Consider the following 20,613-nt stretch of genomic DNA (forward strand, 5'->3'; position numbering starts at 1 on the left):
CGGTTGGCGGGAGGACGAGGACGGCTGGTTTTCCTCGAAGTCGACCAGAAAGTAGTACAGGACGGCCCCCGCGGCCGTCCTCGGCTAACCCGCGGGACGCGTCCACGTCCGGGTGACCGGGTCGCATTGCAGCAGGTAGCCGTCGCTGGAGGTGCTCATGGCGAACACCGAGGTGCCCGGCCGGTCGCACGAGCTACCGGCCGCGTGCACGCCCATCGTGATCGGGGCCTTGGCCCAGCTGCTGCCCTCGCACACGATCTGCTCGTTGTTGGTCGGGTCGTAGGCGACCTTGCCGACATCGGCGCACAACCCGCCCAGCACGGGCGGCGCCGGGGCGGACGCGGTGGTCGAGGCGTTGATGACCTGGGTGGGGTCGCCCAACGCCACGCCGGCCGGCGCGGCGCCGGCCCGGGTGGCCACCACGGGCACCCGGACCACCGCCCCCTGAGCGCCGCACTCGTTGCTGAGCACGGTCTCGGTCTGCGTGCCCCGCAGCGTGCCGTCGGCCTGCGGCGCCAGCGACCACGCGACGGTTTCCTGCTGGGTGGCAGGCGCGTGTCCGTTCGGCTGGGCGCAGCCCACTCGCAGCTGCTCGGGCGCGCCTTGCCAGTAGCCACCCACGTAGCGCAACGTGTCGGCCTGGCCGCCGCCGGTGGTGCTGGCCAGTTGGTGGGTGGCATCGTCCAGCTGGGTCCCGGTGGCCGCGCATCCGTTGGTCGTGCAGGCCGACCGGAACGCCCACCAGTCGGTGGTGGCTCCGCCGTGCCGGATGCCGATGCCGTTGGTGGTCCGCTTGGTCTGGTCATAGTCCAGCCGATAGGTCCCATTCAGCGCCGGTCCCCCGGCGGCGGGTGCGGCGCTGGGAGCGGGCAGGGACGGTTTGGAGGCGAGCGCGGGGCTGGGCGGCGGCGTGGTGGGCTCAAACGAGTACAGGATCGACCAGGTCGCCGCGACGGCGACGAGCACCGCGCACACCAGCGCCGCGGCCCACCGGGTTTTCGACGAGAACCGGTGGTTCAAGGCGGCGAGCCCGCGCCGGCGGTGCGGCGCCAACGGGGCGGTGCGCGGCGGCGGGCGGCGGGCTTCGGAAACCCGCGCGCTGACGGCGGTGGCGAACTCCCGGCACCGCGCGAACCTGTCCTCGGGCCGTTTGGCGAGCGCCGTCGAGAACACGTCGTCGAGCTCCGCCAGCTCCGGCCGAAAGTCGCTGAGGCGGGGAGGCGTCTCGTGCAGGTGCCGGCTGATCACCGCGATCGGGTTGGAATGCTGAAACGGTGGCGCACCGGTCAGCAGATGGAAAGCCGTTGCGGCCAACGCGTATTGGTCGGCCCTCCCGTCGATCGGAGCGCCGGCAAGCTGCTCGGGCGCGGCGTAGGCCACGGTTCCCACCGCGACGTTGGTTTCGGTGATCCCGCTCACGTCGCCCAGGTGGCGCGCGACACCGAAGTCCGCCAACAGGATTCGGCGTTCCCCGTCTTCCGGGTGGGTGAGCAGGATGTTGGCGGGCTTGACGTCGCGGTGCAGCAGGCCACGGTCGTGCGCGTAGTCCAGCGCACCCGCGACCGCTTGCACGATGGCACACACCTCGTGGATCGGCATGCCCTCGGGGTGGCTCTGCTTGACCAACCGCGACGCATCGGTGCCCTCGACATAGTCCATCGAGATCCACAGATGCCCGTTGAAAGCGCCGCGGTCGTGGACGCCGACGATGTGGGGATGCCACAGCGTCGCCGCGAGATCGGCCTCCCGATTGAACCTTTCGCGAAACTCGGGATCGGCCGTCACCGCCTCGGCGAGGACTTTGATCACGTCGCGGCGCGGCAGCCGGGGATGCAATGCCAGGTAGACCTCGGCCATGCCACCGGCGCCCAGTTGCCGCAAGATCGTGTAGCCGGCAAACGACGCACCATTCCCCACCGCACCGGAATCGCTGTGTGGTTGCGCCGCTTGGGGTTCCGCGTTCGGCAGGGAACTCACCGGTGGTATCCGGCGAAACAGCTGCCCGATCGGCATCGCGGGTAACGAGTGAAAACCCGCGCGCAGGGCGTCGCGGGCCTGGCGCGGGTTGGTCAGCAGTCGTCGCCCGGTGCCGATGCGCCGGGTCGTTCGCTTGTGCTCATCCATCAATGCGTTGGTCCCCCTCCGATCGAATAATGCCGCACGGCCGTAGGCGATTCGACTCCGCCGACTATGAAACAGCTATGAATAGCCGTGCCGAAACAAAGGGAAGTCACAGCCGGATCCCATAGAAGCACGGCCGGCGCGACCCGATACTTGAGTGGTGACTCGACCCGCCCCGCCTCTGCTGACCATTCGGCACGACGGGTCCCAACGATCCTTCGCGGCCGGACACGAAGTGGTCGTCGGACGCGACGCGCAGGCCGACGTGCAGATCGCCGATCCGCGCATCTCGCGCGCGCATCTGATCCTGCGTTTCGATCAAGGCCGCTGGCTGGCAATCGATAACGGTTCGCTGAACGGGACCTATCTCAACGGTTACCGGATGCCGGTCATCGATATCCACGACGGCCAGAGCATTCACGTCGGAAACCCGCGCGGCCCGCACCTGACCTTCGCGATCGGGCCCCGGCAGGGCCAGGCGACCCGCCCGGCCCGCACCCGGCCCAGCCACGATTCCGGGCCACCGACCCTGACGTGGTCCGCGGTTGGCGAGCAAACGAATCCGACGCATCATCGGCCCCCGCCGCGCCGCGGCGTTCCCCGAGGTCCGCTGCCTCGCCCCGCGCCCCCGCTGCCGCTCGCGGCGCCTTCGCCAGTGCGCGGCGCACCACCGGAGGAGCTGACCGTCATCGATCCCGGCTCGCCCGCCAGGTTGCGGGCCGCGCCGGCAACGGAATTCACGGTGATCGACGCAAAGACGGCCGACGTGTCGAACCTGGCGACGCGCTTTGTGAGATTGCTCTCGCCGCGCGCGTCGTCCGCCGCGGGCACGACCGGCGCCCTGACCATCGGGCGCGCCCCCGAAAACGACATCGTCGTCCCCGACGTATTGGCGTCGCGCCGGCACGCGACCTTGGTGCCCACACCGCTGGGCACCGAGATCCGGGACAACAGCGTCAACGGCACGTTCGTCAACGGCACCCGGGTCGGGTCGGCGATCCTGTCCGAGGACGACGTCGTCACCATCGGCAACGTCGACCTGGTGTTCCGTGGCGGCACGCTCACCAAGCGCAGCGAAGCCGCGTCGCGGAGCGGCGGGCTCGAGGTGCGCAACGTCAAGTACGTCGTCGACAACGGCAAACAACTGCTCGACGACATCTCGCTGGTCGCACGTCCCGGAACGCTCACCGCGGTGATCGGCGGGTCGGGCGCCGGAAAGAGCACCCTGGCCAGGCTCATCGCCGGCTACACCACACCCAGCTCGGGCTCAGTTACGTTCGAGGGACACAACATTCACGCCGAGTACGCCTCCCTGCGCAGCAGGATCGGCATGGTCCCCCAAGACGACGTCGTGCATCGCCAGCTGACCGTCAACCAGGCGCTGGGCTACGCCGCCGAGCTGCGGCTGCCGCCCGACACCGGAAAGGCCGACCGCGCCGGGGTCGTCGCCCAGGTGCTCGAGGAGCTCGACCTGACCAAACACGCCGACACCCGCGTCGACAAGCTGTCCGGCGGGCAGCGCAAACGCGCGTCGGTGGCGCTGGAACTGCTGACCGGCCCGTCATTGCTGATCCTCGACGAGCCCACGTCCGGCCTGGACCCCGCGCTCGACCTGCAGGTCATGACGATGCTGCGCCAGTTGGCCGACGCCGGTCGTGTGGTGCTGGTGGTGACGCACTCGCTGTCCTACCTGGACGTCTGCGACCAGGTGTTGCTGATGGCCCCCGGCGGCAAGACGGCCTACCGCGGCTCGCCCGAGCAGATCGGCGACGCGATGGGCACCACCAACTGGGCCAAGATCTTCACCCAGGTCGGCGCCGACCCGGACGAAGCCAATCGCCGCTTCGTGGAACGCAGCGAGGCCCAAAAGCGCATGCCGGACAAGGCCGATGAGCCGAGCGGCCTGGGTGAGCCGGTGCACACCAGCGTGCGACGCCAGATCTCGACCATCGCCCGGCGGCAGTTCCGCCTCGTCGTCGCCGACCGCGCCTACTTCGTCTTCCTGGCGCTACTGCCCTTCGTATTGGGTTCGCTGTCCCTGACCGTCCCGGGCAGCAACGGATTTCATGCGCCGGGGCCCAATGCGGGAACGCCCGACGAGGCCGCACAGATACTGGCCCTGCTGATGCCGGCCGCGGCATTCATGGGCACCGCCTTGACAATTCGCGATCTGGTCGGCGAACGGGCCATCTTCCAGCGGGAGCAGGCGGTCGGCCTGTCGACCACCGCATACCTGCTCGCCAAGTCCGCGGTGTTCTGCGCGTTCGCCATTTTGCAGTCGGCGATCGTCACGGCGATCGTGGTGGCCGGCAAGGGCGCACCGACGCGCGGCGCAAATCTGTTCGGCCACTCCACGATTGGGGCCACGGTCGAGCTGTTCGCGACGGTGGCCGCGACGTGCGTCGCCTCGGCCATCCTGGGCCTGGCCATCTCGTCGCTGGTGCGCTCGAGCGAGCAAATCATGCCGCTGTTCGTGGTGACGGTGATGGCGCAGCTGGTGCTGTGCGGCGGCATGGTGCCCGTGACCGGCCGGCTCGGCCTGAACCAGTTGTCGTGGGCGATGCCGGCGCGCTGGGGCTACGCCGCCGCCTCGTCGACGGTGGACCTGCGGCACCTGGTGCCCGATTCGCTGCTGTCCCAGGACCGGTTCTGGCAGCACGCGCCGAAGACCTGGCTGCTGGACATGGCCATGCTGGCCGCGCTGTCACTGTTGTATGGCGGGTTTGTGCGGTGGAAGATCCGGTTGCGCCGGTAGGGTGTGATCATTCAGGAGGAACAGCGAGATTCACCCACCGAAACACGAGACGTTCGACTTAGTGGGCCGCACCAACACCGATCCCAAGGGAATCGTGCGGGCCGTGGACGAGTATGCGGTGCACCCGTGGGGTCTCTACGTCGCCCGCCCCACCCCCGGCCGCGCCCAGTTTCACTACCTCGAATCGTGGCTGCTGCCGTCGTTGGGCCTGCGCGCCACGGTCTTTCACTTCAACCCCGGCCACGAACGCGACCACGACTACTACCTGGATGTGGGCGAATACACGCCTGGGCCCGAGGTGTGGCGCGCCGAGGATCATTACCTCGACATCGAGGTCCGCAGCGGCGCCCGCGCGGAACTGTGCGATATCGACGAGTTGCTCGATGCGGTCCGCCACGGCCTGCTGACCCCCGAGGTCGCGGAGCTGGCGGTGCGACGCGCCGTGGCCGCCGTGGATGGGTTGGCCCGCAACGGCTATGACCTGTCGCGGTGGCTGGCCGCCGGCGGCATGGAGCTCACCTGGCGCGGCCGCTGAGCGCGACCGCACTACCCTGGCCGGTGGTTGGTGATGCTGTCGAACTCGTCTTTGACGATGCGGTAGCAGCCGCAGGCTAGTCGTTCCAGCCCCTGACGGTCGGTGATGGTCACGATGCCGCGGCTGTAGCGGGTCAGGTGCTGGGCCTGGATGCGTTGTGCCGTCTGGGACACGGTGGCTCGGGATGCGGCACGTTCGACGGCGACCCACGGTTCCAGGAACTATGTCGGCGCCCCGACACAAGGATTACCCTGGCGCTATGTCCGCGACCCAACACAAGCCCGTCCAGGCGGCGTTTGGGCGAGTGGTGCTGGTGGCGTCGCTGGGCGGCATGAAAGCCCTGGGCACCGTGCTCGCGGGTCTGCCGGGTGATTTTGCGGTACCCGTCGTCGTCGCCCAGCATCGCCGCCCCACGCTCAGCGGCGACGATCCGCTGGCCCAGATTTTGTCCCGCGCGAGCTCTCTGCCGATTCGAGTCGCCGAGCCGGGGGCGCCGGCGGACAAACCGGGCATCACCATCGTGCCCGCCGGAAAGACGGCAACCATCGATGCGGACGGCGCCTGGATGCTCGCCGAGGAAGCGGCCAAGGCCAGCGTCGGGGACGCCGTCCTGACCAGCTCCGCCGCGCTGGTGCCGACGGTCGCCGTGATCCTGACCGGGCGGCTGGCCGACGGCGCCAACGGATGTCGCGCGGTCAAGCGCAACGGCGGGCGCGTGCTCGTCCAAGACCCGGCGACCGCCGAGGCGTCGAGCATGCCGGCGCACGCGATCGCCACCGGCTGCGTGGATTTCGTGCTGCCGCCCGATCGCCTCGCGGCGGCGGTGCTCGCCCTGACCACCGCACCCGGGGGCGCCGAACTGCTGACGGTTCCCGTGCCGCCGTGGGCATGTCTTAACTAGTCGGCATGACGGACTTCGCGAGCCTGCCCGGTGCGGTGCGCGAAGCGCTGTACGACGAACCCGTGCCCGACTGGCGCTCGCCCACCCTGGCAACCCTCACCGACGACCGGTTCTCCGATCCGGGCTGGATCTTCGAGCGCAAGTTCGACGGCATGCGCTGCCTGGCGTTCCGCGACGGCGATCGGGTCCGGCTGTTGTCGCGTAATCGTCAGCCGCTCAATGGAACCTATCCCGAATTGGTGGATGCGCTTGCCGCGCAACCGGTCACGCGGTTCGTCGTGGACGGAGAGGTGGTGGCCTTCGACGGCCGGCGGACCAGCTTCGCCCGGCTGCAGGGTCGGCTGGGCCTCACCGACCCCGACGTGGCCCGGGCGTCGCCGGTGCGTGTCTTCTACTACGTATTCGATCTGCTGCATCTCGACGGCATGTCCACCGTCGAGGTGCCGCTCCTCTGGCGAAAGAGGTTGCTGCGCAAAGCGATCGACTTTGCCGACCCGCTGCGCTGTGCACCGCACCGCGTCGGGGACGGGATCGCCGCCTACCGGCGCGCATGTGAGCGCGGGGACGAGGGAGTGATCGCCAAGCGGGCCGACTCCACCTACCAGGGCGGTCGCTCGAAAAACTGGCTGAAGTTCAAATGCGTGCGCGATCAGGAGTTCGTGGTGGGGGGCTACACCAGTCCCAAGGGCAGTCGAGTCGAGTTGGGCGCCCTGATGCTCGGCTACTACGACGGCGGGGACCTGGTCTACGCGGGCAAGGTCGGCACCGGTTTCGACGACGCCACGCTGCGCCGGCTGCACGCGCGCCTGTCGCCGATCACCCGGGACAGGCCGCCGTTCGCCCGCGGTTTGGTGCGCGAGGCCGGCGCGAACTGGGTATCCCCCGAGATGGTGGTTCAGATCGGATTCAGCGAGTGGACGCGTGATGGCAAGTTGCGCCATCCGCGCTACCTCGGCATGCGCACCGACAAGGAGCCCGGCGAAGTGGTGCGGGAGACGCACTGATGGCCCGCGTCGACGTCGAGATCACCCACCCGGACCGCGTCCTGTTTCCCGCCGACGGGATCACGAAACGCGATCTCGCCGCCTATTACGACCAGGTGGCCGACACCATGTTGACGCACCTGCGGGGCCGGGCCCTCAACGTGCAGCGCTATCCCCGCGGCATCGCCGAAACAGGGTTCATCCAGCAGGATTTCGCCGATTCGCTACCAGACTGGATGAGCAGTGTCCGGGTGGCCAAGGAGGGCGGCACCGTAGAGCATCCGGTCGTCGAACGGCCGGAGGCGCTGCGCTGGCTGGCCAATCAAAGCTGCATCACCCTGCACATGTGGCAGTCGCGCCGGGCCCGGCTGGACCACCCGGACCGACTCGTCTTCGATCTCGACCCGTCCGACGGCGACTTCGCCGTGGTGCGAGCGACCGCACGCGCCACCGCCGGGGTGCTCGGGGACCTGGGCCTGGCGTGCTACGTCCAGACCACCGGCTCGCGGGGGCTGCACGTGGTCGCCCCCTTGCGCGCCGACACCGATTTCGACACCGCCCGGCAGTTCGCCCGTGACGTCAGCGAAGTGGTCGCCGCGGACGATCCCGCGCATCGCACCGTCGAGGCTCGCAAGGACAAGCGCGACGGGCGGGTATACCTCGACATCATGCGAAACGCCTACGCGCAGACGGCGGTTGCGCCGTATTCGGTTCGGGCCCGCAACGGCGCACCGGTAGCCACACCGCTGGAATGGGACGAGCTGGACGCCGGGCGGTTGCGGGCCGACCGGTTCACCATCCGCGACGTACCCAAACGGCTTGCCGGACAACCGGATCCGTGGGCGCACATGTCGCGGCACGCCCGCTCACTGGCCGGCCCGCTGCGCCGATTGGCGAGGCTACGTGCCTGAGCTGCCCGACGTGGAAGGGTTTCGGCGGCAACTGGCCGCGTCCCTGCCGCGGCGGCGAATCCGGCACGTGCAGGTGCACGATCCCGGGATCCTGCGCAACACCACCGGACAAGCGCTGGCGCGCCGGTTGACCGGTCACCGCTTCGCGGACCCACGCCGGCACGGCAAGTGGTTGGTGCTCCCCACCGACGGCCCGGCGCTGCTGATCCACAGCGGCATGACCGGCCGGCCCTACTATGCCCCCGACGGGGCCGCCCACGACCCCTACGAGCGGCTGGTGGTGTCGCTGGACGGGGGCGAGCTGCGCTACGCCGACCTCCGCAAATTGCGCGGGGTGTGGCTGGCCGACGATGCCGACGACATCGGGCACATCACCGGCCCGCAGGGACCCGACGCGTTGGGTCTCGGCCTGCGCGAGTTCCGCGCGGTGCTGGCCTCGCGGTCGGCCCGCTCGCGGCAGCTCAAACCCACGCTGATGGACCAGTCGGTGCTCGCCGGCCTCGGCAACCTGCTGGTCGACGAGATCTGTTGGCGGGCCAAAACCCGACCGACCGTGGCGGTCGCGGACTTGGGCGACGACGACGTAAAGGCCTTGCACGCCGCGATGACCCGGGTGCTGCGCACCGCGGTGCGCCACGGCCGGGTGCCCGGCCTGCCGCGCTGGCTCACCAGGGTGCGTGACGAGCCCGACCCGCGCTGCCCCCGCTGTGGGACGCGGCTCGAGCGCGCCCGGGTGGGCGGACGGGCGACGCTGTGGTGTCCGCGCTGCCAGCCGTAGCCAAACGATCTGGCTCGGAAATCACGCGGGTTGTAATGTCACCGGCTATGAGCTGCAAAGGCCACAGGTTCCTGCCGGTCGCCGCGGTGACGGTGATCGCCGCCGGGGCCCAGTTGTATCCGGCGACGGCGAGCGCGGACCTGCACAACATCACCTATCGGGCCAGGATCGACGGCGTCACGACCGGCAGTCAGGCCACGTTCGTCATCAACGGCGGCCAGACGAACACGGCCGGGCTGAGCTCGATGCCCGGCAACGCATTCGAGGCCGACACCGTATTGTCCGATCCGCAGCAGGCCGGCATGCGCATCGTGCTGCACTTCCCGTACTCGGCGAACGTGCACTGCGAGATCGACGTGGACGACAACGTTTTCGTCCAGGCCGACCAAATGGTCCGGCCGGTGGCGGGGAACGCCGATCCCAACAACGGCGCGCTGCAGTGCGGGGCGCCCCTGCCGTGAGTGGCGTAGTGGCTAGGGACGCCAGCCCGTCGCGTCGGCCCACTCCCAGGCCCGCCGGTAGGCGTCGAGAAACCACGGCTCCTTGACGGCAACATAGGCCGCAATGTCTCCCCCGCCGTCGGTTTCGGCGGTGCGCTTGACGCTCAGGTACTCCGCCCGCGCATCGGGATCGGCGGTCAGCCAGTCGGGGAACAGCAGGGCGAACTGCTGATTGGGCCACCCCTCCACCCGGATGTGCACATTGGTGGGCCGGCCGGGATCCGCCGAGGCGTGAATCCGCTTGGACCACAACGCCGGATCGTCATCGCGGTCGTAGCGGCCGACGGTGCTGCGCGCGTCGCTCTTGGCGACATCGCCGACGATGCGCTCGATGCGCGGGTACCCGGCGGACAACAAGGGTTCGGCGAGTTCGTCGGCGACGGCCAGGGATTCGACGGTGATCTGGATGTCGATGAGGTCCTTGGCGGGGAAATCCGGCACGGCCGTCGACCCGATGTGGTCGACGCGCAACGCCCGCTGCCCGCAGGTCGTCCTCAGGCGGTTGAGGATTCGCTGCGCCTGGTCCGGCCAGGTCGGGTCGGGCGGCGCCAATTGGACCGGCGCCGGGGCGATCTGACGCGTGCTCAGGTTGTGAGCAAACGGCACGATGCGGTTGTCCCACACCTGTTGGGCGCGTTGCACCAGGTCTTCCGGGCTGCCCGAGTTGTCCACCCAGATGTCGGCGACCGCGCGGCGCTGCTCGTCGCTGGCCTGCGCGGCGATCCTGGCGCGGGCGTCGTCTTCGGCCATGCCGCGCTGGTCGACCAGTCGCCGCAGCCGCACCTCGACGTCGGCGTACACGATGACCACGAGCGGGAACAGCGGCGCCATCCCGGACTCCACCAGCAGCGGAATGTCCTCGACCACAACCGAATCCTCGGGCACCGAGGCGATGATCTCCGCGCGGCGCCGGCCCACCAGCGGGTGGACGATTCCGTTCAGCGTCTGGCGGGCCTGGTCGTCGCGAAAGGCCTTGGCGGCCAACGCCGGTCGATCCAGCGATCCATCCGGCAGCAGGATGTCGGCACCGAACGCCTCGACCAGCGCCGCCAGCCCTTCGGTGCCCGGCTGGACCACCTCACGCGCGATGACGTCCCCGTCGACGATGACGGCGCCGCATCGCTCGAACGTGGACGACAGCGCCGACTTGCCGGCGCCGATGCCACCGGTCAACCCGATACGCAGCATGGCGTCCTCAGGTCAGGATCACGCGTTGCCGGCGAGTTTCTCCCGCAGCGCGGCCAATTGGGCATCGCTGGCCAGCGATCCGCCCGCCTTCTCGGCGGGCGCACCGTTGCCCGGCGACTGCTCGCCGGCCGTGTGGCCGGCCGCCTCGGCCGCCGCGAACTTCTCCATCTGCGCGGTGTGCATCTTGTGCCGGCGCTCGGCCTCGGCGTAGCGGGCCTCCCACTCGGTGCGCTGCTTGTCGAATCCCTCGAGCCATTCGTTGGTCTCGGAGTCGAAGCCCTCGGGGAAGATGTAGTTGCCCTGCTCGTCGTAGCTGTCAGCCATGCCGTACTTCGCCGGGTCGAACTCGTCGGTGTAGTCCTCGTTGGCCTGCTTGAGCGACAACGAGATCCGGCGGCGCTCCAGGTCGATGTCGATGACCTTGACCATCGCGTCGTCGCCGACGGCAACCACCTGGTCGGGGACCTCGACGTGGCGCTCGGCCAGCTCCGAAATGTGCACCAGGCCCTCGATGCCCTCCTCGACGCGGACGAACGCGCCGAACGGAACCAGCTTGGTGACCTTGCCGGGCACGATCTGGCCGATGGCGTGGGTGCGGGCGAAGTGGCGCCACGGGTCTTCCTGAGTCGCCTTGAGCGACAACGAAACCCGCTCGCGGTCCATGTCGACATCGAGCACCTCGACGGTGACCTCGTCGCCGACCTGGACCACCTCGGACGGGTGGTCGATGTGCTTCCAGCTCAGCTCGGAGACGTGCACCAGACCGTCGACGCCGCCGAGGTCGACGAACGCACCGAAGTTGACGATGGAGGAGACGACACCCTTGCGGATGGCGCCCTTCTGCAGCTGGTTGAGGAACTCGCTGCGCACCTCGGACTGCGTCTGCTCCAGCCACGCCCGGCGCGACAGCACCACGTTGTTGCGGTTCTTGTCCAGCTCGATGATCTTGGCCTCGATCTCCTTGCCGATGTACGGCTGCAGATCGCGCACCCGGCGCATCTCGACCAGCGAGGCGGGCAGGAAGCCGCGCAACCCGATGTCGAGGATCAGGCCACCCTTGACCACCTCGATGACGGTGCCCTTGACGGCCTCGTCCTTCTCCTTGAGCGCCTCGATGGTGCCCCAGGCGCGCTCGTACTGCGCGCGCTTCTTGGACAGGATCAGGCGGCCCTCTTTGTCCTCCTTGGTGAGAACCAGGGCCTCGACCTCGTCGCCCACGGAAACGACCTCGTTGGGGTCGACGTCGTGCTTGATCGAGAGCTCGCGGGCGGGGATGACCCCCTCGGTCTTGTAGCCGATGTCGAGGAGCACCTCGTCCCGGTCCACTTTGACGATCGTGCCCTCGACGATGTCGCCATCGTTGAAGTACTTGATCGTTTTGTCTATTGCGGCGAGAAAGTCCTCGCTGGAGCCAATGTCGTTGACGGCTACTTGGGGCGAGGTGACGGCGGGACTCGGCATATTGTTGGGGTGCTCCGGACAGGTTTGGTCGTAGGGACAATTGGGATTTACCCATCGAGGCTACTCGACTGTGCACACGCTGGCCAAACCCAGTCCCGGCGGCTCACCCGGTTCGATGGGCCACCCGGTTGGTGAAGGCGCCGTGGTAGCTCATCGGCACGTGGAACGGCAGCCACGCCTCGGCGATCGGGCCGTCGGCCACGTGGGCCGCGTCGACCACCATTAACCTGCTGCGATGCTGCGATTCGTGGTATCCGACGGTGAGTAGCCAGCCGTCGTCCTCGGCCGTTCCGCCGGGTCGCGGCACAAACGTCGGCTCCACCAGCACGTCCCCGGGCGGACAATAGGTCTGGACCGCGCCGGTGCTGTGATCGATGCGGGCGATTCCCTGGCCTGCAAACCTGGCCGGGTCCTGGACGGTCACGTAGGAGACGTCGTGCCGGGTCGCGGAACGCCGCTGGTCGATCTGGGGGAACTCGCACCCGAAATCGGCCAACGGCTCGCGGGACACGCGCCCCGACGGGGCGATCCGGAACCGCGTCAGCACCACGGCGTCGTCGATGGCCCCGTAGTCGTCGAGCTGGGCGATGTCGGAGCGGATGTGGGCGGTGTATTTCTTCATGCCCGCGTAGGTCTGCGGCACGAACCGTGGCAGCTCGACGACGACATCGTCGCCGTCGTCATATGCGTTGGTGAAATGCCAGTGATAGAACGGATCGGTCTCGGCCACCCGCACCCGGCCCCCGTCGCGCGGCGCGAGAACGAAGTACGACGGCGCATCCCGCTTGAAAAATATGGAGTCTCAATAGGATTGGTGGCCGACGAGCGCCCACGGGTTGATCCGCAGCGGCGACACCACGAAGATCGCGTAGCGCCGGGTCAACGCCATGTCGTGCACCACGCCCATCCCCGGCAGCGGCACCGCCCGCAGGTAGCGGGTCACACCGTTGGCGCCGGTCTCGTAGAGCCGCAGGCGCATCCGCGGCACCGCCTCGCCCGCCAGCTCCCGCAGCCGGCGCCACCGCTCGCGACCGCGGGCCCCGCGCAGCGCGTGGCGCAGGTCGATCCGCGGGAAGTACGGGTCGAACCCGAAGTTGATTTTGGTGTTGGTGGCCGGGTCGTAGGTGTAGTGCGCCGAATAGGCCCGGACCGCACCCTTGAGCGCCCCGCCGAGGTTTGACGGCCCGATGGTGTCCAGGGTGTCGAGATCGAGTTCGTGCGGCGGTCCGCCCTCCCAGAGCGCCAGCAGCTGGTTGCGGTTGACCATGACGCTGGTGTTGGCGGTGTTGGCCGGAAGCCGCAGCGCGTTCGCCAACGTGCCGCCGTCGCGCTGGTAGGCGAAGCCGCGGTCCACCAGCTGTCCGGCCGCCGTCGACTTCAGGTAGTGCTTGGTGCGGACGAAGCGGTTGCGGAAACGCACCCCCGACCCGTCGAGCACGAACGCGCTGACCATCCCGTCGGCATCAAAAATGCTCTCGACCTGCGTCGATCCGAGCGTCCAGCGGCCCGACCCGTTCCGGTACAGGGTGCCGAGGAGCCCGTCGGGGATCGTTCCGGTGATTTCGGTGACGTCGACGTCGGTTTCGCCGACGATGTTTTCCCAGTAGCGCGACGGAGCTTGAACGTCTGCCAGAACCATAAAAGACAGTGTGTCTATTATCGCTGGGCGTTGTCAATGGTCTTGATGTCGTCGGCGTTGAACGGCAGGGCCGCCCCGCCGTCCCAGCACAGCGCGGTGAGGTGTTCGACGAGCGCCTCCCGCGGCATGGTTCCCGTCCGGCACCACCACTCCGCGGCCGCCACCGCCGACCCGACGATGGCCCGCGACCAGGGCGCCGCCGCCATGCGCGCGGCCTCGGAGCCCGACGACGACGCCAGCATCCATTCGACCGCGCCGGCCAGCTGCTCGAAGACACTGGTCGACGGGTCACCGGTGAGGGCCCGGTAGAGATTCGGCTCGGCTTCCATCCACGCGCTGATCACGTCGAAGAACAACGCCATCCGCTCCCTGAGGTCGGTGGAACCGGCTGCCCGAGTGGTGATTTCGGCGAGCAGCCGCTGCGAGGTGCGTTTGCTCAGCTCGGCCAGCAGCGCGTCACGGCCGGGGTACATGGCATAGACCGCCGAGCGGACGAAGCCGGCCTCGCCCGCGATGTCGACCAGTCCGGCGGACGGCCCCTTGGCGCGGATCACCCGCTCGGCGGCGTCGAGAAGCTCCGAGCGCCGCGCGCCGGGATCCACCCGCGAGCCCGCCGGGCGACCACGACTGCGCTTTGCCGGGGGCATCGACGGTGGCCTGTCAGTGCGCCGCAGCGTCCCAGCTGCGGCCGTAGCCCACCGAAACCTCGAGCGGGACGTCCAACGGGTAGGCGCCGCCCATCTTGTCGCGGGCCAACGCTTCGAGCTGCTCGCGCTCCCCCGCCGCGACCTCGAACAGCAGCTCGTCGTGCACCTGCAGCAGGATCCGGGAGGACAGCCCGGCGTCCTTGATCGCCTTGTCGGTTTCGATCATCGCCACCTTGATGATGTCGGCGGCGCTGCCCTGAATGGGCGCGTTGAGCGCCGCCCGCTCGGCGGCCTCGCGCACCTGGCGGTTACTGCTGTCGAGTTCGGGCAGATAGCGGCGGCGGCCGAACACCGTCGACGTGTAGCCGTCCTTGCGGGCCTGTTCCACCACGGCCATCAGGTAGTCGCGGACTCCGCCGAACCGGGCGAAGTACTGCTCCATCTGGTCTTTGGCCTCTTCGGTGGAGATCTTGAGCTGGGCGGACAGCCCGTAGGCGCTCAATCCATAGGCCAGCCCGTAGGACATGGCCTTGACCCGGCGGCGCAGTTCGGCGGTGACCTCCTCGATCGGCACGCCGAAGGCGCGGGAGGCGACGAACGAGTGCAGGTCCTCCCCGGTGTTGAACGCCTCGATGAGTCCCTCGTCCTTGGACAGGTGGGCCATGATCCGCATCTCGATCTGGCTGTAGTCGGCGGTCATCAGCTCGCTGTAGCCGTCGCCGACCACGAACGCGTCGCGGATCCGCCGGCCGGCCTCGGTGCGGATCGGAATGTTCTGCAGGTTCGGCTCGGTCGAGGACAACCTGCCGGTGGCCGCGATGGTCTGGTTGAACGTGGTGTGGATGCGCCCGTCGGAGGCCACCGAATTCAGCAGCCCGTCGACGGTGACCTTGAGCCTGGTGGCGTCGCGGTGGGCCAGCAGATGTTGCAGGAACGGGTGACCGGTCTTGTCGAACAGCGACTGCAGCGCGTCCGCGTCGGTGGTGTATCCGGTCTTGGTGCGCTTGGTCTTCGGCATCTCCAGCTCGTCGAAGAGCACCGCCTGCAACTGTTTCGGCGAGCCCAGGTTGATCTGCTTGCCGATCACCGCGTACGCCGCTTCGGCCGCGTCGCGGATCAGGTGGGCGAAGTCGCTCTGCAGTTCGGTCAGCAACTCCAAATCGACGGCGATGCCGGCGTTTTCCATCCCCGCCAGCACCCGCTGCACCGGCAGCTCCATGCCGCTGAGCAACGAGGTGGAGTTGATGCGGGCCAGCTCCTCGTCGAGCGCGTCGGCCAGATCCAGCACCGCCACGGCACGCAAAAGCAGCGTCTGCACCGCCTGGTCGTCGGTGCCGTCGGTGTCGTCGAGCAGCGAAAGCTGTTGCTGCTCAGGGTTTTCGGCCCGCAACTCGCGACGCAGGTAGCGCAGCGACAGGTCGTCGAGGGAGAAGCTGCGCTGCCCGGGGCGCACCAGGTAGGCCGCCAGCGCGGTGTCGGAGGTGACGCCGGCCAGCGTCCAGCCCCGCCCGGCCAGGTCGTGCATGGCCAGCTTGGCTTCGTGCAGCGCCTTGGGCGGCCCGGGGTCGGCCAGCCAGGACGCCAGCGCCGCCTCGTCTTCGGGATCCAGCGTCGCGGTGTCGATGTAGCGGCCCTCGCCGTCGGCGGAGACGATGGCCAGCGCGGTGGCGTCGGCGTCGTAGGCCAGGTGGGTGCCGACGACGGCCAGCCCGAAGCGCTTCCCCGAGCTGTGCTCGGCCAGCCACACCGCCAGCTCGCCGGCTTCCAGCGCGCCGCCGCGCACGTCGAAGCCCTCGTCGACCTCGGGCTCCACCGCGGCCAGGGTTTCGAACAGCCGGTCGCGCAGCACCCGGAACTCCAGGTCGTCGAAGAGCCGGTGGATCTGGTCGCGGTCCCACGGTTGCAGCCGCAGCGTGTCGGGAGTCTGGGCCAGCGGCACGTCTTTGACCAGATCGGTGAGCTCGCGGTTGCGGATCACGCTGGCCAGATGTTCGCGCAGCGCGTCGCCCACCTTGCCGCGCACCGAATCGACGTTGTCGACCAGCGCCTGCAGCGACCCGTACTCGCCGATCCACTTGGAGGCGGTCTTCTCCCCCACACCGGGGATGCCGGGCAGGTTGTCGCTGGGGTCGCCGCGCAGCGCGGCGAAGTCGGGGTACTGCGTGGGCGTCAGTCCGTACTTCTCGACGACCGCGTCCGGGGTGAAGCGGGTCAATTCGCTCACCCCCTTGCGGGGGTAGAGGACCGTCACGTTCTCGCTGACCAACTGCAACGAATCGCGGTCGCCGGTGACCACCAGCACGCGGTAGCCCTCGTTTTCGGCCTGGGTGGCCAGGGTGGCGATCAGGTCGTCGGCCTCGAAGCCCGGCTCGGCGAGCACCGTGATGCCCAGGGCGGCCAGGACCTCCTTGGTGATGTCGATCTGGCCGTGGAACTCGTCGGGCGTCGCCGACCGATTGGCCTTGTACTCCGGATAGCGCTCGGAGCGGAAGGTCTGCCGCGACACGTCGAAGGCCGCGGCGATGTGGGTGGGGGCTTCGTCGCGCAGGAGGTTGATCAGCATGGCGGTGAAGCCGTAGACCGCGTTGGTGGTCAGCCCCCCGCGGGTCTTGAAGTTCTCGGCGGGCAGCGCATAGAACGCCCGGAACGCCAGGGAGTTGCCGTCCAGCAGCATGAGCGTCGGCCTGGTCTGTTCCTCGCTGGCCTTCGTAGCGGTTTTCGTGGCGGGCACGGCTTTCACTTTAGGCACCCGGTGTGACGAGTTGCGCGCCCCGACCGCGCCGTCCGCAGAACTGCAACACGTTTCAGTTTTGTGCGCGGGCTGGGTACGCTGGCCCGGTGCCAGAAGTCATCCGACAAGAACCGGCGGTCGATGGATGGTTCGCCACCGACGACGCCGGTGTCCCGCATCTGATCGGCAGCAAGTGCCCCGAGTGCGGCACCTACGTCTTCCCGCCGCGGGCGAACAACTGCCCCAATCCGGGTTGCGCCAGCGACACGCTGGAATCGGTCGCGCTGTCGACGCGGGGAAAGTTGTGGAGCTACACCGAGAACCGGTACGCGCCACCGCCGCCCTACCCGTCGCCGGACCCCTTTGAGCCGTTCGCCGTCGCCGCCGTGGAGCTGGCCGAGGAGGGCCTGATCGTGCTGGGCAAGGTGGTCGAGGGCACGCTGGCCGCCGACCTGAAGGTCGGCATGGAGATGGAACTGACCACCATGCCGCTCTACACCGACGACGACGGCGTGCAGCGCATCGTGCACGCGTGGAAGCGCGCCGGCGACGATGCAGAGCGAAGCGATGAGAAGGAGCGGCGCAAATGACGACCATGAGCGCTCCCGAACCGCTGTACATCCTGGGCGCCGGGATGCACCCCTGGGGCAAGTGGGGCAACGACTTCACCGAATACGGGGTGGCCGCGGCCCGGGCCGCGCTGAACGAAGCGGGCCTGGACTGGCGACAGATCCAGTTGGTGGCCGGCGCGGACACCATCCGCAACGGCTACCCCGGGTTCGTCGCGGGCGCGACGTTCGCCCAGAAGCTCGGGTGGAACGGCGTGCCGGTCAGCTCGAGCTACGCCGCGTGCGCCAGCGGTTCGCAGGCGCTGCAGAGCGCCCGCGCCCAGATCCTGGCCGGCTTTTGCGACGTCGCCCTCGTCATCGGCGCCGACACCACGCCGAAGGGCTTTTTCGCCCCGGTCGGCGGTGAGCGCAAGAACGATCCCGACTGGCAGCGGTTCCACCTGATCGGCGCCACCAACCCGGTGTACTTCGCGCTGTTGGCGCGGCGGCGGATGGACCTCTACGGCGCCACGCTCGAGGATTTCGCCCAGGTCAAGGTCAAGAACTCGCGGCATGGCCTGCAGAACCCGAACGCCCGGTACCGCAAGGAGGTGTCGGTCGAGGACGTGCTGGCCAGCGCGGTGGTGGCCGACCCGTTGCGGCTGCTGGACATCTGCGCCACCTCCGACGGCGCGGCCGCGCTGATCGTGGCCAGCGCGAAGTTCGCCCGCGAACACCTCGGCTCGCTGGCCGGTGTGCCGTCGGTGCGGGCGGTCAGCACGGTCACCCCGAACTATCCGCAGCATCTGCCCGAATTGCCGGACATCGCAACGGATTCCACCGCCGCGGTGCCCGCACCCGATCGGGCGTTCAAGGACCATATCCTCGACGCGGCCTATGCCGAGGCGGGCATCGGGCCCGAGGACGTGAGCCTGGCCGAGGTCTACGACCTGTCCACCGCGCTCGAGCTCGACTGGTACGAACACCTGGGCCTGTGCCCCAAGGGCGAGGCCGAGGCGCTGCTGCGCAGCGGCGCCACCACGATCGGCGGCCGGGTGCCCGTCAACGCGTCCGGCGGGCTGGCCTGCTTCGGCGAGGCCATCCCCGCGCAGGCGATCGCTCAGGTCTGCGAGCTGACGTGGCAGCTGCGCGGTCGGGCCACGGGCCGGCAGGTGGAAAACGCCACGGTCGGCATCACCGCCAACCAGGGGCTGTTCGGGCACGGTTCGTCGGTGATCGTCGCCCGCTAGGGATTGCCGCCGCGTTGGCTTGCGTTGTGCGGCCACGGTTTTGAGTGTGAAGCCACGGCTTTCAGTGTGAAGCGTGGGCGCGGATTGTCGGCGTGTCGCCGCCGGGGGTTCACATCCAAAGCCAACGATTCACACTCGACGGATCGGGTGCTCCTCGGGGTACTCCGAGAGCTATTCCTTGGGCGGGTCCAGGGTCTCCAAGACGACCTCGGCCACCCTCTTCATCGTGGTTCGCCGGTCCATGGCTGCCCGCTGAATCCACTTGAACGCCTCGGGCTCGGTCATCCCCTGTTCGGTCTGCAGCAGCCCCTTGGCGCGCTCCACGAGCTTGCGGGTCTCCAGCCGATCGGACAGTGACGCCACCTCGCGTTCCAGCTCGGCGATCTCACCGAATCGGCTGACGGCCAATTCGATGGCCGGGATCAGGTCGCTGATGGTGAACGGCTTCACCAGGTAGGCCATCGCCCCCGCATCCCGGGCCCGCTCGACCAGGTCGCGCTGACTGAACGCGGTCAACACGACGATCGGTGCGATGCGCTTGCTGGCGATCTCCGAGGCCGCGTCGATGCCATCACGGCGCGGCATCTTCACATCCATGATCACCAGGTCCGGCCGATGGCGCTCGGCCAGCTCGACGGCTTCCTGCCCGTCGCCGGCCTCGCCGACGATCTCGTAACCCTCCTCTCGGAGCATCTCGGCGAGATCCAGTCGGATGAGCGCTTCGTCTTCAGCGATCAGGACCCGGCGCGGCACAGCGGCGTCGGTGTCGGTCGTGGGGCCTGTCATGACGAATATTGTGTCGCGAACGCCTCAGACCAGCGTGCGCGGGGGCGGTGTGGCAGGTGAGGACACCAAATCCTCTATGGTGGGAGGCTGCCTCTAAGGTAAGAGGCCGGCACGCCCTCGTATCCCAACTGGCAGAGGAAACGGATTCAAAACCCGTCCAGTGTGAGTTCGAATCTCACCGAGGGCACCAGCGACCGCGGTCGGTGGCGCCATCGGCTCGGCCGGCTTTCTTCGGTACCGAAGTAGCGGTTCCGGCCGACGCAACCGGTTCACAAGTTTCCATATCGAGTCCAATACCTTCCAATGGTATGAATTCGGCCGCATTTATAAACTCTGCGCATTTATAGCTCTTCGTATTGCAGGCAAGAATATGGCGCGCAAAAGATCACTTGAATTCATAATTCGGCGCGGGCAGGACGCGGCCGATCGCGATTTCGGTGGCGACGATCCCGAATCGAATCGGTGACGTCCACCGTCGGCCCCGCTAGCGGTCCCGGCGATCCGCGGGAACCCCGGGCGGGTTCGGAACCGTCAGTCGCCGAATGATCGCGTGACACACACCTGGCCGGATGCCGAAACCTCCGGCCCCGCGGTGTAATTGCCGATGGAATCGCCGGCCACCCGTAGCAGCCAACTCGGATCACTACAGGCGACGCTGCAGCCGTCCATCAGCATGGCGGTAAGGGCAATGAGCGACGCAAGAACGATTCTTCTGAGAACCGCCATCAGGCACCCCTTAGTCGAGGCGAACACGCGTCACGCAGAGCGTCCAACACGTGTTGAATAACCGAACCAAATGACTCGTAAACCCGACAAAAACCCGATAACTAGATGGTTATCAGATCCGGAAACTTACGGGGGCGAAAACGGTGATATTCA

Annotated in this window: 17 protein-coding genes, 1 tRNA gene and 1 pseudogene; 10 read left to right on the forward strand and 9 right to left on the reverse strand. The window is 68.4% G+C overall.

What is annotated here, in order from left to right; all coding sequences use genetic code 11:
- Positions 1 to 84: 84 nt before the first annotated feature.
- Positions 85 to 2,124 carry a serine/threonine-protein kinase gene (locus OCQ_RS14855; protein WP_014380346.1) on the reverse strand — a complete coding sequence of 680 codons (2,040 nt, stop codon included), beginning with the start codon at positions 2,122 to 2,124 and terminating at the stop codon, positions 85 to 87.
- 157 nt (positions 2,125 to 2,281) lie between these two features.
- On the opposite strand from OCQ_RS14855, the gene OCQ_RS14860 reads away from it, so the two are divergent.
- Together OCQ_RS14860 and OCQ_RS14865 are read left to right on the forward strand one after the other, a co-directional pair.
- Positions 2,282 to 4,876, forward strand: coding sequence for an FHA domain-containing protein (locus OCQ_RS14860; protein ID WP_225346160.1), 2,595 nt, complete (start codon positions 2,282 to 2,284; stop codon positions 4,874 to 4,876).
- A 94-nt stretch (positions 4,877 to 4,970) separates the two neighbouring features.
- A complete protein-coding gene (locus tag OCQ_RS14865) occupies positions 4,971 to 5,411 on the forward strand; it encodes a DUF402 domain-containing protein (RefSeq protein WP_014711906.1) in 441 nt (146 codons plus the stop codon).
- 11 nt (positions 5,412 to 5,422) lie between these two features.
- On the opposite strand, the gene OCQ_RS26815 is transcribed toward OCQ_RS14865, so the two are convergent.
- Entirely contained in the window at positions 5,423 to 5,584 is a 162-nt protein-coding gene (locus tag OCQ_RS26815; protein WP_014385108.1) for a hypothetical protein, read from the reverse strand.
- 86 nt (positions 5,585 to 5,670) lie between these two features.
- On the opposite strand from OCQ_RS26815, the gene OCQ_RS14870 reads away from it, so the two are divergent.
- Genes OCQ_RS14870 through OCQ_RS14890 form a run of 5 tightly spaced genes read left to right on the forward strand, consistent with a single transcriptional unit; the run spans position 5,671 to position 9,445 of the window.
- On the forward strand, positions 5,671 to 6,312 hold the full coding sequence (locus OCQ_RS14870) for a chemotaxis protein CheB (protein ID WP_008257666.1): 642 nt from the start codon (positions 5,671 to 5,673) through the stop codon (positions 6,310 to 6,312).
- A 5-nt stretch (positions 6,313 to 6,317) separates the two neighbouring features.
- Entirely contained in the window at positions 6,318 to 7,316 is a 999-nt protein-coding gene (gene ligD / locus OCQ_RS14875) for a non-homologous end-joining DNA ligase (protein WP_008257667.1), read from the forward strand.
- Positions 7,316 to 8,206, forward strand: coding sequence for a non-homologous end-joining DNA ligase (gene ligD / locus OCQ_RS14880; protein WP_008257668.1), 891 nt, complete (start codon positions 7,316 to 7,318; stop codon positions 8,204 to 8,206). The genes ligD (OCQ_RS14875) and ligD (OCQ_RS14880) overlap by 1 nt, the downstream gene beginning before the upstream one ends.
- A complete protein-coding gene (locus OCQ_RS14885) occupies positions 8,199 to 8,984 on the forward strand; it encodes an Fpg/Nei family DNA glycosylase (RefSeq protein ID WP_008257669.1) in 786 nt (261 codons plus the stop codon). Before ligD (OCQ_RS14880) ends, OCQ_RS14885 begins: the two co-directional genes overlap by 8 nt.
- A gap of 47 nt (positions 8,985 to 9,031) precedes the next feature.
- A complete protein-coding gene (locus OCQ_RS14890; protein WP_008257671.1) occupies positions 9,032 to 9,445 on the forward strand; it encodes a hypothetical protein in 414 nt (137 codons plus the stop codon).
- A gap of 12 nt (positions 9,446 to 9,457) precedes the next feature.
- Here the strand turns inward: OCQ_RS14890 and coaE are convergent, their stop codons facing one another.
- The 5 genes and pseudogenes from coaE to polA form a co-directional block, all read right to left on the reverse strand.
- Complete coding sequence (gene coaE, locus OCQ_RS14895) at positions 9,458 to 10,672, reverse strand: dephospho-CoA kinase (protein WP_008257672.1); 1,215 nt, start codon at positions 10,670 to 10,672, stop codon at positions 9,458 to 9,460.
- Between the two features lie 18 nt (positions 10,673 to 10,690).
- Positions 10,691 to 12,133: a 30S ribosomal protein S1 gene (rpsA, locus tag OCQ_RS14900; protein ID WP_008257673.1), complete on the reverse strand. Its 1,443-nt coding sequence runs from the start codon at positions 12,131 to 12,133 to the stop codon at positions 10,691 to 10,693.
- A 103-nt stretch (positions 12,134 to 12,236) separates the two neighbouring features.
- Positions 12,237 to 13,772: pseudogene (locus OCQ_RS14905) on the reverse strand (carotenoid oxygenase family protein).
- Between the two features lie 17 nt (positions 13,773 to 13,789).
- Positions 13,790 to 14,419 (reverse strand): TetR family transcriptional regulator, encoded by a 630-nt coding sequence (locus OCQ_RS14910; protein WP_029384787.1) that lies wholly within the window; start codon positions 14,417 to 14,419, stop codon positions 13,790 to 13,792.
- Positions 14,420 to 14,432: 13 nt separating this feature from the next.
- Positions 14,433 to 17,093, reverse strand: a complete 2,661-nt coding sequence (gene polA, locus OCQ_RS14915; protein WP_008257678.1) for a DNA polymerase I — start codon at positions 17,091 to 17,093, stop codon at positions 14,433 to 14,435.
- 164 nt (positions 17,094 to 17,257) lie between these two features.
- Between polA and OCQ_RS14920 the strand changes: the two genes are divergently transcribed.
- Both OCQ_RS14920 and OCQ_RS14925 read left to right on the forward strand, forming a co-directional pair.
- Positions 17,258 to 17,740 carry a Zn-ribbon domain-containing OB-fold protein gene (locus OCQ_RS14920; protein WP_009954952.1) on the forward strand — a complete coding sequence of 161 codons (483 nt, stop codon included), beginning with the start codon at positions 17,258 to 17,260 and terminating at the stop codon, positions 17,738 to 17,740.
- 5 nt (positions 17,741 to 17,745) lie between these two features.
- Complete coding sequence (locus OCQ_RS14925; RefSeq protein ID WP_008257683.1) at positions 17,746 to 18,948, forward strand: lipid-transfer protein; 1,203 nt, start codon at positions 17,746 to 17,748, stop codon at positions 18,946 to 18,948.
- A 171-nt stretch (positions 18,949 to 19,119) separates the two neighbouring features.
- Here the strand turns inward: OCQ_RS14925 and OCQ_RS14930 are convergent, their stop codons facing one another.
- Entirely contained in the window at positions 19,120 to 19,734 is a 615-nt protein-coding gene (locus tag OCQ_RS14930) for an ANTAR domain-containing response regulator (protein WP_008257686.1), read from the reverse strand.
- 113 nt (positions 19,735 to 19,847) lie between these two features.
- Here OCQ_RS14930 and OCQ_RS14935 point away from each other — a divergent pair.
- Positions 19,848 to 19,924: transfer RNA gene (locus OCQ_RS14935), tRNA-Leu, on the forward strand.
- A gap of 341 nt (positions 19,925 to 20,265) precedes the next feature.
- Here the strand turns inward: OCQ_RS14935 and OCQ_RS26610 are convergent.
- The gene (locus OCQ_RS26610; protein WP_131810781.1) at positions 20,266 to 20,460 is read right to left on the reverse strand and encodes a hypothetical protein; all 195 of its coding nucleotides are present in this window, start codon (positions 20,458 to 20,460) and stop codon (positions 20,266 to 20,268) included.
- Positions 20,461 to 20,613: the final 153 nt, after the last annotated feature.

The sequence above is a fragment of the Mycobacterium paraintracellulare genome, from assembly GCF_000276825.1.
Lineage (GTDB): Bacteria > Actinomycetota > Actinomycetes > Mycobacteriales > Mycobacteriaceae > Mycobacterium > Mycobacterium intracellulare.

Coding starts and splice junctions, on each gene's coding strand:
- OCQ_RS14890 (WP_008257671.1), top strand. CDS start 9,032: ATGAGCTGCAAAGGCCACAGGTTCCTGCCGGTCGCCGCGGTGACGGTG.
- polA (WP_008257678.1), bottom strand. CDS start 17,093: ATGCTGCTGGACGGCAACTCCCTGGCGTTCCGGGCGTTCTATGCGCTG.
- OCQ_RS14925 (WP_008257683.1), top strand. CDS start 17,746: ATGAGCGCTCCCGAACCGCTGTACATCCTGGGCGCCGGGATGCACCCC.
- OCQ_RS26610 (WP_131810781.1), bottom strand. CDS start 20,460: ATGGCGGTTCTCAGAAGAATCGTTCTTGCGTCGCTCATTGCCCTTACC.
- coaE (WP_008257672.1), bottom strand. CDS start 10,672: ATGCTGCGTATCGGGTTGACCGGTGGCATCGGCGCCGGCAAGTCGGCG.
- rpsA (WP_008257673.1), bottom strand. CDS start 12,133: ATGCCGAGTCCCGCCGTCACCTCGCCCCAAGTAGCCGTCAACGACATT.
- OCQ_RS14855 (WP_014380346.1), bottom strand. CDS start 2,124: ATGGATGAGCACAAGCGAACGACCCGGCGCATCGGCACCGGGCGACGA.
- ligD (WP_008257668.1), top strand. CDS start 7,316: ATGGCCCGCGTCGACGTCGAGATCACCCACCCGGACCGCGTCCTGTTT.
- OCQ_RS14910 (WP_029384787.1), bottom strand. CDS start 14,419: ATGCCCCCGGCAAAGCGCAGTCGTGGTCGCCCGGCGGGCTCGCGGGTG.
- OCQ_RS14930 (WP_008257686.1), bottom strand. CDS start 19,734: ATGACAGGCCCCACGACCGACACCGACGCCGCTGTGCCGCGCCGGGTC.
- ligD (WP_008257667.1), top strand. CDS start 6,318: ATGACGGACTTCGCGAGCCTGCCCGGTGCGGTGCGCGAAGCGCTGTAC.
- OCQ_RS14870 (WP_008257666.1), top strand. CDS start 5,671: ATGTCCGCGACCCAACACAAGCCCGTCCAGGCGGCGTTTGGGCGAGTG.